Annotated in this window: 8 protein-coding genes; 5 read left to right on the plus strand and 3 right to left on the minus strand. The window is 72.9% G+C overall.

Annotated elements, in window-relative coordinates:
• Positions 1-109: 109 nt before the first annotated feature.
• The 3 genes from ABGB10_RS03455 to ABGB10_RS03465 all read right to left on the minus strand — a co-directional run bounded on the left by ABGB10_RS03455 (position 110) and on the right by ABGB10_RS03465 (position 2,941).
• Positions 110-1,087 (minus strand): carbohydrate kinase family protein, encoded by a 978-nt coding sequence (locus ABGB10_RS03455; RefSeq protein WP_347659359.1) that lies wholly within the window; start codon positions 1,085-1,087, stop codon positions 110-112.
• Between the two features lie 173 nt (positions 1,088-1,260).
• Positions 1,261-1,629, minus strand: coding sequence for an iron-sulfur cluster insertion protein ErpA (gene erpA / locus ABGB10_RS03460; RefSeq protein WP_030337969.1), 369 nt, complete (start codon positions 1,627-1,629; stop codon positions 1,261-1,263).
• 172 nt (positions 1,630-1,801) lie between these two features.
• Positions 1,802-2,941 carry a glycerate kinase gene (locus ABGB10_RS03465; protein WP_347659692.1) on the minus strand — a complete coding sequence of 380 codons (1,140 nt, stop codon included), beginning with the start codon at positions 2,939-2,941 and terminating at the stop codon, positions 1,802-1,804.
• A 68-nt stretch (positions 2,942-3,009) separates the two neighbouring features.
• On the opposite strand from ABGB10_RS03465, the gene nadA reads away from it, so the two are divergent.
• From nadA to ABGB10_RS03490, 5 genes are all read left to right on the plus strand, one after another.
• The gene (gene nadA, locus ABGB10_RS03470) at positions 3,010-4,209 is read left to right on the plus strand and encodes a quinolinate synthase NadA (protein WP_347659360.1); all 1,200 of its coding nucleotides are present in this window, start codon (positions 3,010-3,012) and stop codon (positions 4,207-4,209) included.
• Between the two features lie 212 nt (positions 4,210-4,421).
• Positions 4,422-5,777, plus strand: coding sequence for a UDP-N-acetylglucosamine 1-carboxyvinyltransferase (gene murA / locus ABGB10_RS03475; RefSeq protein WP_145779648.1), 1,356 nt, complete (start codon positions 4,422-4,424; stop codon positions 5,775-5,777).
• Between the two features lie 184 nt (positions 5,778-5,961).
• Complete coding sequence (locus tag ABGB10_RS03480) at positions 5,962-6,558, plus strand: DUF3043 domain-containing protein (protein WP_347659361.1); 597 nt, start codon at positions 5,962-5,964, stop codon at positions 6,556-6,558.
• A gap of 214 nt (positions 6,559-6,772) precedes the next feature.
• Positions 6,773-7,333: an XRE family transcriptional regulator gene (locus ABGB10_RS03485; protein WP_347659362.1), complete on the plus strand. Its 561-nt coding sequence runs from the start codon at positions 6,773-6,775 to the stop codon at positions 7,331-7,333.
• Positions 7,334-7,718: 385 nt separating this feature from the next.
• Positions 7,719-12,515, plus strand: a complete 4,797-nt coding sequence (locus ABGB10_RS03490) for a WG repeat-containing protein (RefSeq protein WP_347659363.1) — start codon at positions 7,719-7,721, stop codon at positions 12,513-12,515.
• Positions 12,516-12,530: the final 15 nt, after the last annotated feature.

A 12,530-nucleotide genomic window follows, 5' to 3' on the forward strand; every position in this document is an offset into this window, starting at 1 on the left:
CGGCAAGGCGCGTCGATCATGGAGTTGTGGTGGGGACAGAAGGCGCACAAAAGCACCAATCCGCCACCACTACTCCATGATCGACGCCGATGACGCGGCTTGTCGGGAGCTAGGGCAGTAGGTGGGGGCGGATCTCTTCGGCTGCGACGTCGCCGTAGGACTCGGCGAGCCGCTTGACGAACAGGTCGGGGCGGACGTCGTACTCCTGGGTTCCGACGGTTTCCAGGACCAGCGTGGCCAGCAGCGAGCCGACCTGGGCGGCGCGCTCCAGGCCGACGCCCCAGGAGAGCGCGGTGAAGAAGCCGGCACGGAAGGCGTCGCCGACACCCGTCGGGTCGACCGCCCGGATCTCCCGTGCGATGGGTACGTGGATCGGGTCGATGCCCCGGCCGACGATCTCCACACCGTGCTTGCCCAGCGTGGTGACCCGTACCTTGACCAGGTCCAGCAGTTGGTCGTCGGTCAGCTGCGCCTTGCTCTGCAGCAGTGACTTCTCGTAGTCGTTGGTCATCAGGTACTCGGCGCCCTCGATCAGCGCCACCACGTCCTCGCCGCCCATCCGGGCGAGCTGCTGCGACGGGTCGGCGGCGAACGCGTACCCGCGGGTGCGGCACTCGGCCGAGTGCCGCAGCATCGCCTCGGGGTCGTTGGCGCTGACCAGCACCAGGTCCAGTCCGCCGAGCCGGTCGGCGACCGGGGCCAACTCGATGTTGCGCGCCTCGCTCATCGCACCGGCGTAGAACGACGCGATCTGGCACATGTCCGTGTCGGTGGTGCAGACGAACCGGGCCGTGTGCGCGACCTCGCTGATGTGCACCGAGTCGCAGTCCACGCCGTGGCGCTCCAGCCAGGAGCGGTAGTCGGCGAAGTCGGCGCCCACCGCGCCGAGCAGCACCGGGTGCAACCCGAGCTGGCCCATGCCGAAGCAGATGTTCGCCGCCACGCCACCGCGGCGGAGCACCAGGTCGTCCACCAGGAAGGAGAGGGACACCTTGTGCAGCTGATCGGCGATGAGCTGGTCGGCGAAGCGACCGGGGAAGCTCATCAGGTGATCGGTGGCGATCGAGCCGGTGACGGCGATCTTCATGTCAACCCTCAGGGTCGGGAGCAGGGCGCGGTCAGCCTACCGGCCCGGCAACCCGACGGTGACCGGTCGGTCGGACAACGGCAACCAGCTCGTCACGAGCGCGTCGGGGGCCGGAACGACGAAGGGGCCGCCCCGAAGGACGGCCCCGTCATCGCTGGTGCGTGGTGCGTGACTCAGTTGAACGAGTCACCGCAGGCGCAGGAGCTGCCCGCGTTGGGGTTGTCGATGGTGAAGCCCTGGGCGTCGATCCGGTCGGCGAAGTCGATCGTCGCGCCGGAAAGGTACGGGGCGCTCATCCGGTCGACGACGACCTCGACACCACCGAAATCGGTGACGACATCACCGTCGAGCGAACGCTCGTCGAAGAACAGCTGGTACCGCAGGCCGGAGCAGCCGCCCGGCTGCACGGCTACGCGGAGCCGCAGGTCGTCGCGGCCCTCCTGCTCGATCAGGGCCTTGACCTTCTGCGCCGCGACGTCGGTGAGGACGACGGAAGTAGGGGCCTGGGCCTCGGTCGACTCGGTCTGCGCTGGCGTGGTCACGTGGAAGTCTCCCTGCGCGGTTTGGGTCCGGACGCACTGGCCAACGCCGCGCGCCGTCCAGTGATTCCCGATTGTGGTCCTCAGCCGATCGTACGCCGCCTTGGCCGGGCGCACCCGGGTGGCGTGACCCCCACCGCAGGTCGGCCCGGTCGTCGGCGGGCGGCCGGAACGCTTAGCGGCTCCACTGCCGGGCCAGCCGGGCGCCCAGTTCGCGTAAACCCTCGGCGGGTCGACTGAGCGCGGCGTCGAGCCCGCCGCCCTCCTCGCCGCCGAAGTGCTCGACCAGGCTGTACGCGTCGGTGACCCCGGCCGAGGCGGCCTCCCGCCGGCCGGTGCTCACCTGCCCGGCCACCACGACGCAGGGGACCCCTCGGTCGCGGGCCGCCCCGGCCACCCCGGCGACCACCTTGCCGCGCAGCGACTGGTGGTCGAACGACCCCTCACCGGTGATCACCAGGTCCGCGGCGTCCAGCGCGGCGTCCAGCCGGGTGGCCCTGGTGACCAGGCCGATGCCCGACTCGCAGCCGCCGCCCAGGGCGAGCAGCGCCGCACCGATGCCGCCGGCGGCACCGCCCCCGGGCAGGCTGCCGAGCCCGGCCGGGCAGCCGGCCAGATCCCGCTCCAGCACCGCCGCGAACCGCTCCAACGCGGCGTCGAGCAGCAGCACGTCAGCTCGGTCGGCACCCTTCTGCGGGCCGAACACGTTGCTCGCACCGTGCAGGCCAAGCAGGGGGTTGTCCACGTCGGTGGCCGCGACGAGCCGGACACCCCGCAGCCGGGGTACGCCGTCGAGGGCGTCGACCAGGGCCAACGCCGCCCCGCCGTACGGCAGCGCCGCACCGGTGGGGTCGAGCGGTGTGACGCCCAGCGCGGCGAGCATTCCGGCCCCGGCGTCGTTGGTGCCCGAGCCACCCAGCCCGATCACCACCGTCCGGGCACCGCTCTCCACCGCCGCGGTCACCAACAGCCCCAGCCCGTACGAGGTGGTGGTCTTGGGGTCCCGCTCGGTCGCGGCGAGCAGGTGCAGGCCGCACGCCTGGGCGCTCTCCAGGTAGGCGGTCGCGCCGTCGGCGGTGAGCAGGATCTCACCGGCCACCGGCCGCCCCAGCGGATCGACCGTCGGGACCGGCACCCGCCGGCCACCGAGGGCTTCGGCGAGCACCTCCACGAAGCCCGGCCCACCGTCGGCGAGCGGCCGGATCAGCAGATCGTCGCCCTGAGCGACGGACCGCCAACCGTCGGCCACCGCGGCGGCCACCTCCGGTGCGGGAAGGGTGCCGGCGAACTTGTCCGGGCAGAGCAGCACGCGCATGCCGAGCAGTGTGGCAGCCCACACCGAGGGAGGCTGCGTCGCGCTCGCGCTGTGGGACCATGGGCTACGTGACTTCGACCTGGGTGGAACCCTCCAACACGGCGACGGCTCTGCTGCTGCTCGGCCGGGGCAGCGACCCCGACACCGAGCGTGGCGTCGAGTGTCCGGGCGACCTGCCGGCGCCCAGCGACCCCGACCTGGTGGCCCGCGCCACGGCCGCGAAGGCGAAGCTGGGCAGCAAGGTCTTCGTGCTGGGGCACCACTACCAGCGCGACGAGGTGATCCAGTTCGCCGACGTGACCGGCGACTCGTTCAAGCTGGCCCGGGAGGCCGCCGCCCGCCCGGACGCGGAGTACATCGTCTTCTGCGGCGTGCACTTCATGGCCGAGAGCGCCGACATCCTCACCACCGACGCGCAGCGGGTGATCCTGCCCGACCTCGCGGCGGGTTGCTCGATGGCGGACATGGCGGTCCTCGGCCAGGTCGAGGCCGCCTGGGACACGCTGACCGAGCTGGGCATCGCCACCGAGACCGTGCCGGTGACGTACATGAACTCGTCGGCCGACATCAAGGGCTTCGTCGGCCGCAACGGTGGCGTGGTCTGCACCTCCTCCAACGCCAAGCGCGCCCTGGACTGGGCGTTCGAGCAGGGGTCGAAGGTGCTCTTCCTGCCCGACCAGCACCTGGGCCGTAACACGGCGGTGCTGGAGATGGGCCTGTCGCTGGACGACTGCGTGCTCTACGACCCGCACAAGCCGGGTGGCGGGCTCACCCCGGAGCAGCTGCGCGACGCCAAGATGATCCTCTGGCGGGGGCACTGCTCGGTGCACGGCCGGTTCACGCTGGACAGCGTCAACGACGTACGGGAGCGGGTGCCCGGGGTCAACGTCCTGGTCCACCCGGAGTGCCGGCACGAGGTCGTCACCGCCTCCGACTACGTGGGCTCGACCGAATACATCATCAAGACCATCGAGGCGGCTCCGGCCGGCTCGGCGTGGGCGCTCGGCACCGAGCTGAACCTGGTCCGCCGGCTCGCGCTGGCGCACCCGGACAAGCAGATCATGTTCCTGGACAAGGCCGTCTGCTACTGCTCGACGATGAACCGGATCGACCTGCCGCACCTGGTCTGGGCCCTGGAGGAGCTGGTCGCGGGCCGGGTCGTCAACCAGATCACGGTGGACGCCGACACCGCGCACCACGCCCGGGTCGCGCTGGACCAGATGCTCGCCCTGCCCGGTTCGGACACCCCGCCACCGGCGGCGTCCTGATTACGATCCGTAGCGTCCTTGGTACGCAAAAGTGCCGGATCACCGATTAATGCCGCACACGCCGATGTGACCGAGTCCTTTTTCGTCACCGAGGGCTATGCTGCCGGAGCGACGACACAAGCGGGCCGTTTCGACATGGCCGCATCCGGGGTAGCGACAACGTTCAGGCGCCCCACCATCAACACGGCAGCACCGACGCGCTGGAGGTTGCGTTGACCGACGACGTCCTGGTTGTGCACGGAGGCACTCCGCTCGAAGGGCGGATCCGCGTGCGCGGCGCGAAGAACCTGGTTTCGAAGGCGATGGTCGCCGCGCTGCTCGGCGACAGTCCGAGCCGGCTGTTCGACGTGCCGAAGATCCGTGACGTCGAGGTGGTCCGGGGTCTGCTCGGTCTGCACGGCGTCAAGGTCACCGACGGCACCGAGGACGGCGAGCTCGTCTTCGACCCGGCGAACGTGGAGAGCGCCAGCACCGACCAGATCAACGTGCACGCCGGTTCCAGCCGGATCCCGATCCTGTTCTGCGGCCCCCTGCTGCACCGGCTCGGGCACGCGTTCATCCCGGACCTGGGCGGCTGCCACATCGGCCCGCGCCCGATCGACTTCCACCTCCAGGCGCTGCGCGAGTTCGGCGCCACGGTCGACAAGCGGCCGGAGGGTCTGCACCTGTCCGCGCCGAACGGGCTGCACGGCACCAAGTTCGCCCTGCCGTACCCGAGTGTCGGCGCCACCGAGCAGGTGCTGCTGACCGCGGTGATGGCCGAGGGTGTCACCGAGCTGCGTAACGCCGCGGTGGAGCCGGAGATCATCGACCTGATCTGCATCCTGCAGAAGATGGGCGCGATCATCAAGGTCCACACCGACCGGGTGATCGAGATCCAGGGCGTGCCGAAGTTGCACGGCTACACCCACCGGCCCATCCCGGACCGGATCGAGGCGGCGAGCTGGGCGGCTGCCGCCCTGGCCACCCGTGGTCACGTCGAGGTGCTCGGCGCGCAGCAGGCCGACATGATGACCTTCCTGAACATCTTCCGGTCGGTCGGCGGTGAGTACGAGGTCACCGACGCGCGTGCGCCGAAGCTGGGCGACCCGGGCCAGGAGGGCGGCATCCGCTTCTGGCACCCCGGCGGCGAGCTGAACGCGGTGGCGCTGGAGACCGACGTGCACCCCGGCTTCATGACCGACTGGCAGCAGCCGCTGGTCGTGGCGCTCACCCAGGCCCGCGGCCTGTCGATCGTCCACGAGACGGTCTACGAGCAGCGGCTGGGCTACACCGACGCGCTCAACTCGATGGGCGCCAACATCCAGGTCTACCGGGACTGCCTCGGCGGCACCCCGTGCCGCTTCGGCCGGCGCAACTTCAAGCACTCCGCGGTGATCGCCGGGCCGAGCAAGCTGCACGCCGCCGACCTGGTCATCCCGGACCTGCGCGCCGGGTTCAGCCACCTGATCGCGGCGCTCGCGGCCGAGGGGACCTCCCGGGTGTACGGCGTCGACCTGATCAACCGGGGCTACGAGGACTTCGAGGCGAAGCTCGCCGACCTGGGCGCGCACGCCGAACGTCCGTAACGTCGAACACTCTCCTTCCGCTACGACGGCTCCAGCTCGGCTGGCGGCCATAATTCGGTCTCCGCGCCGCCAGGCGGTCGCTCCGGACCGAATGAAGACCGGTCTGACACCGCTCGTCGACCTGGAGCCGTCGCCGGTGCACCGCGATGTGCACCGGGCGTGGGACGTTGGCTACCCTTGCCGCGTGCCGTCGCTCTTTCGCCGCAAGTCCACTGACCTCGTCGACGAGGCCGTCTCCTCGGTGACCACCCCCGAGGAGACCGCCGAGCGTTCCCGGGGTTACACCCCGGCCAAGGGGCGGGAGACTCCCAAGCGCCCGACCGTCGGCCGCCGCCCGGCCGGCCCGAGCCGCCCCCTGACCAAGGAGGAGGAGCGGGAGCGTCGCCGCCAACTGCGTGCCGAGGCCGCATCGGAGTTCCGCCGCGAGGGCGGCCCCCGCGACCGTGGCCCGGAGCGGCTGCTGGCCCGCAACGTGGTCGACTCCCGGCGTACCGTCGGCACCTGGTTCTTCGGCGGCGCGCTGATCGTGCTGATCGGGTCGAACGCCGCCATGCCGCCGCTGGTTCGGTTGATCTCCAACGTGCTCTGGGGCGCGCTGGCGTTGGGTGTGGTCGTCGACTCGGTGCTGATCTGTCGCAAGATCGGCAAGCTGGTCCGGGAGCGCTTCCCGAAGACCGACCAGCGGATGGGGTCGCTCTACCTCTACGCGGTCATGCGGTCGATCACGTTCCGACGGATGCGTGCCCCGGCTCCCCGGGTCAAGCTCGGCGACAAGGTCTGACCCCGACTCCCCCACGCGCTGCCAAGATCTACGCAAGATCGGCGAAACTGCTGCCTCGGTCGTCTCGGAGGCAGCAGTTTCCGCGTTGGTGGGTGGGTCTCGCCGCTCCTTCGTGGTCCTGCCGAGGCGCGGCGGTTGTTCGCTGTAGCGTGCGGAGAGGTCACCACGTTGAACGTGTTCGTCGGCCGAACGCTCGATGCAATGGAGTGACCGAATGGCTCCGGAACCCGCGGCCCCGCTGTCCACCATCGCCGCCGCCCTGCGTCGGGAGCGGGAACGGGTCGGCATTTCGTCGACCGAGCTGGCCCGCCGAGCGGGGGTGCCGAAGTCCACCGTCTCCCAACTGGAGGAGGGCACCGGCAACCCGAGCGTGGAGACGCTCTGGGCTCTGGGCGTGGCACTCGGCGTCCCGTTCAGCCGGCTGGTGGAGCCCACCGACGTCGACGTCCGGGTGATCCGGGCAGGAGACGGGCCGCACGTCCGCTCCGAGCAGGCCGACTTCACCGGCACGCTACTCAGCGCGGGCGCGGCACACCTGCGCCGGGACGTCTACCTGATCGAGCTGGAACCGGGCGCGATCCGAACCGCGGACGCACACACCCCTCGCAGCATCGAGCACGTGGTGGTCGCCGCCGGCCGACTGCGGGTGGGCCCGGAAACGGCCCCGGTCGAACTCGACCCCGGCGACTACGCCACGTTTCCCGGTGACGCCCCGCACCGCTACGAGGCACTCGCGCCCGGCACCTTCGCCGTCCTCATCATGGAACACCCCTGAGCGGAGTCGGCGATCCCGCCGGAGCCGGAGGGTCTTCGGGTGCGGTATGGTCGAAGGCCAGATTCGGTTATAGGACCAAATGTCCGAAACCAATGGGATAACGTTTGCGCCGATGGGCAGCACCACAGTGGCGGTGAGCGAGCCCACGCCGTTACCCTCCATCCGCAGCCACGGGCTGCCGGAGCGGGCGACCTGACCGGCACGCGAGGCCCCAGCGCGACAATTTGCAACGAGGTGACAACGCCGTGAGCGAGCGGACGCGAGCCGGCCACCGGGGCGTGGCAGGCGGCGACCGGACGCCCGGTGGTCACCCGGTCGCGGCTGCGCACAGCTCACCTCCGTCGAGGATCGGCCGAGTGGCCGGGTGTGGCGACGGGCTCGACGGATGAACGGCCGTTACGACGACCGGTGGCCGGACCCCAACGAACCGTCCTGGGTGGTCGAACCGACAACCGAGTGGCACCCCCAGTTCCCCGGCCAGCGTTACCCCGGCGACATCGGCGTGCTGCACCAGCCGCCGTCGCGCGGCCGCGCGACGGTGACCGGCCGAGCCGAGGTCCCGTCGCTGGCACCGACCCGCCCCGACGGCACCTACCTCGGCCGGTCCTGGGCCGACGAACCGCCGGAAGAGCCGACACCCCACAGCCGGTCCTGGGCGGACGAGAGCCCGGGCGAGACACCGACCTACGGTCGGCCCCGGGGCGACGTCGCCGGAACCGCCTACGGCCGCTCCGACAGCACCGACTCCCGTACCTACGACCACGAGCCGTACCGCCGGCCACTACCGGAACCGCCTCGACGCGACGAACGCCGCTCGCCCGAGACGGACCGGCGTACCGCCTGGTCCGACCGACGCCCCGGCGACGAGCGGGGACCAGCGCGGGAGGCCGCCTGGCACCGGGACCAACCCACCACCGAGCGGCACGACGCCCGACGCCCGCGACAGGAACCCACCGAGCGGGATCGGGGATACCCCGGCACACCGCCGGTGTCACCGGCGCCCCGGTCCGACGTCGGCTGGATGCCCGAGCCGGACGACTCGCCCCGCCGTCGCGGGCAGCAGGACCGCCCGGCCGCCGGTTACGAACGGCACCCCGGCGACGGGTACGGCGAACGACCCACCCGTGACCGCGACGGCCGGACCGCCGACGACCGACCCGCCGCCGGTGCCGACCCGTGGGCGACGGTGGACGGCCGTCCGCGGTACCGCGCCGACGGGTACCCGGACCGGGAGGCGGACGACATCCGTCGCCCGGAGCGCCGCTACCGCGCGGACGAAGGGCACGAGGCAGCACCGGCACCCAACGGTGGACGACGGCGCCGGCCCGAGCCGGACATGCCCGAACAGCCCCGCCGCGACGACGACCGGCGTCGGCCCGACGCCGACCCACACCGGCAACAGCCCCGTGAGGCGGTCGCGCGCGCCGAGGCGTACCCGGAGCGGCGTTCCCGCGAGGAGGCCCGACCGGACGCCTACCGTGAGGACGGGCACCGCGAGAACGGACGCCGTGAGGACGGGCACCGCGAGAACGGGTACCGCGAGCCTCGGCCCGGCCAGCGGCCCGACGGCAGCCTGCCCTGGCCGCCATCGGGCCCGCTTCATCCGGACCGCACCCGCGAGCAGAGCCACCGCACCGAGCCGTACCGCACCACGGACCCACACCGCACCACGGACCCGGTCCGCGGTGCGGACCCGTACCGCCCCACGGACCCGTACCGCACCACGGAGCCGGGCAGGCCGTCTCGGCCCGAGCAGCCGCCGGCCCGCCCCGACGAGCGGCCGGCGACCACCCCCTCCCGGTACGACGAGCGGCCGGTGCGCCCTGCGGCGACGGCTCCACCGGCACCGGCCTCGTCGGGCCGGGCCGCACCGGTTCCGCCGGTCACCCCGGAGCGGCGGGTTTCGCCGGCGCCCGTCTCCCCCGCCGCGCCCGTCTCCCCCGCTGTAGCCGTCTCCTCGGCGGTGCCCGTCTCCCCCGCTGCGCCGGGCCGGGACCGCCCGGTGTCGGCCGCCCCGGTCTCCCCGGCCACCGATGTTCCCGTCTCGGGTCCACCCGCCGCACGCCTGCGGCTGGAGTACCTGCCTGCACCGGTGGATCCGCCGCACGTCGGCGAACGGTCGGACGGCCCGCCCACACCTGAGCGCCGGACGCCGGCCGAACCGGCACCGGCCGCCCGCGCGCACCCCACCCCGCCGCCGCGTTACCCAGGTCCGGACGTCGGCGACCGCCCGATGGAGCAGCGGCGAGGCGAGGAGCCGGGTCCGGACCGTCGACGGGTCGGCGACCCGGTGGGCGGAAGCGCGCCGACCGACCGCCGCCCGGCCCCGCCGGACCACACCCACTCCTCGGAACGCCCGCAGTCGCCCGAGCGCCCGCACTCGCCGGAGCGGCACGACTCGCCCGAGCAGCCCGTCTCGGCGCAGCGCCCGCACTCGCCGGAACGGCACGACTCGCGGCAGTGGCCGGGCTCGCCAGAGCGACAGGTCTCGCCGCAGTGGCCAACCGCGCCGGAGCGGTCTGTCTCGTCGGAGCGGCCAGCTCCGACGGCGGAAAACCGCCACCCGGTCGCACCGCCGCCCGCCTGGCAGGCCCAGGACGTACCGGCCGGCCGACCCGCGTCGAGCCCGGCCACCCCCACTTCGAGCACCGAGGCTTCGGCCACCCAGCCCTCGGCGGCCCCGACCCCGGCGGCCCAGAATCCCCCGATGGAGGACGTCGACCTGGCGCTTCCGCCGGCACCGGGCACGCCGCGCCGCTACGTACCCCCGCCGCCCTCGGAAGGGCCGGTGGCACCTGTTCGGGAGCCGGAGGAGGTTCCGGGGACCAGGGGGCCGGACGCCTGGTTCAGCCCCGGTCAGCAGACCGAGCCCGAGCGGACCGAGCCGGCGTCGGACCGGCCGTCGTCCGACGACAACTCGACGACCGACGAACGCGACGTTGCCACCGCGTCGGGCACGACGGACCAGGATCCGTCGACAGCGCCGTCCCACGTCCTCGGCCGGCCGGCCGACGAGCCCGTCGGCCGTTCGGCCTCGACCGACGACCCCGAGCCGGTCTCCGCGCCGCCCGCCCACCCGACCGCCCACAGCGCACCCTCCCGGGTGGACGAGCTGGCCGACGACGGGCCGCCGCCCGACGGGCCGGCTACGGCGGACGGTGACCGGCCGGTCTCCGGCGTACCGGCCACGGCGACGCCGTACCACCGGCCCGAAGCCGACGCCGACCACGATCCGGTCACCGCTCAGCCCGTCGAGGACGTCGGCCCAGTCGAGCAGGAGCCTGCGGGCGAAACCGCACCGCACGAATACTCGTGGGACGGTGTGGACGGTCCGAGCACCACCGGTCCGACGGCCGACGACTGGTCGACCGCCGGCGCGCTGTCAGCCCGACCCGAGATGCCGGACGACGACGCGGACGCACCCGTCTCGGCCCCTCCCACGCCGCCGCAGACAGCCACCGCGACACTCGCTTCGGCGGCACCCGTCTCCGCACCGCCGGCACCACCCGCGCCCACGCAACCAGCCGCCGCGGCACCGGTCTCCGCGCCGCCCGCGCAGCCGGTCTCCGCAGCACCCGTGTCCGCGCCGCCCGCTTCGCCGATGCCGGTGTCCGCGCCACCCATGCCGACTCCCGAACCGCCGGTCTCCGCACCACCGGCGTCGGTGCTGCCGACCTCCGCACCACCCATGCCGACTCCCGAACCACCGGTCTCCGCGCCACCCGCATCGGCACCACCTGCCTCGGTGATGCCGACCTCCGCACCACCCCTGCCGACCTCCGCGCCTCCTGCCTCGGCCGTTCCCAGCCCCAGGAACGGCGGGGAAAACGTGCCGGTGTCCGCGCCACCTGCCGACGCTGCTCCGGTAACGATCCGCCCGTCGCTGGCCGACCCGGGTGACCCGGAGCAGGTCCTCGCCGCGTACCGCTGGCGGTTGGACCCGGTCACGCTGCGCGAGGAGCTGACGGAACCGGACGACCTGCGGGCCATTCGGCGGCGGCTGACCGAGAAGTTGGGTTCGGCTGTCGACAACCGCGCCCGCGCCCGGCTGCTCAGCCTGCGGGCGGTCACCTCGCGGATCCTCGGTGACCTGGACGACGCGCTGGCCGACGGTCGACTCGCCCTCACCTACGCCGAGGCGACCGGCGAGCTGCGCCGGACCGCGCTGGCCCAGGCCAGGCTGGCCCACGTCCTGCGCTGGCGCGGCGACTTCGCCGAGGCCGACCAGCTCTTCGCCCAGGCCAACTCGGTCGAGCTGCCCGACCGGCTGCGTGCCGCGCTACACGAGCACGCCGGGCGGTCGTGTTACGACCAGGGACGGCTCATGGAGGCCTGCGAGCATTTCGAGGACGCGCTCGACCTACGCGGCGCCGGCGACGCCGAACTGCTGGGGCGGATCCGGGTGGCCCTCGACGCGGTCACCGTCCGGGCCTCGGCGGACGGCTTCGGGCCGTACCCCCGGGGTCGTGACGAGGTGCTCGACCGCGACCGGCCCCCGCTGCCGGAGCGCGACGGGCCGCTGTGGGGTTACACCGGCCCGGACGGCGACCTGGTCATCCCCGCCCGGTACGCCGAGGCGCAGCCGTTCCACGACGGGCTGGCCTGGGTCCGCCGGCCGGACACGGACCGGTGGTCCCTGATCAACCTGCTCGGTACGACGGTGATCCCGCCGTCCTTCCGGGCGGCGCATCCGTTCAGCGACGGACTGGCCTGGGTGGTCGGTGAGGGCGGCTGGACGGCGATCGACGCGACCGGCACGGTGCAGGTCGCGCCCAACTTCGCCGAGGTACGACCGTTCCGGCGGGGGCTGGCGGCGGTCCGGCGCGAGGGGTGGGGGGCGGTCGACCGGACCGGGCGGATCGTCGTGCCCACCCGCTACCACGGGTTCGTCACCGAGTTGGCCGACGGTCAGCAGGTCGACGGCTTCACCGAGGAGGGGCTCGCGGTGGTCGACGTGGCCGGACGGCGTGGCGTGGTGGACCGTACCGGCACGGTGCTGGTCCCGCCGACGCACCCGATGCTGGTCATCCACCCGGTGGCGTTCCTGGTCGGTGGCGGCACCGGGCGGTGGGGTGCGCTGGACCGGCGCGGCGCGGAACTGATCGACCCGGTGCACCGCGACCGCGCCGAGGTGCTGGCGGAGATCGACCGACTACTCACCGACGCCAATCCCGTGCTCTGAGTGGCCGGTCGACGG

This window comes from Micromonospora sp. B9E7 (assembly GCF_039871815.1).
GTDB lineage: Bacteria > Actinomycetota > Actinomycetes > Mycobacteriales > Micromonosporaceae > Micromonospora.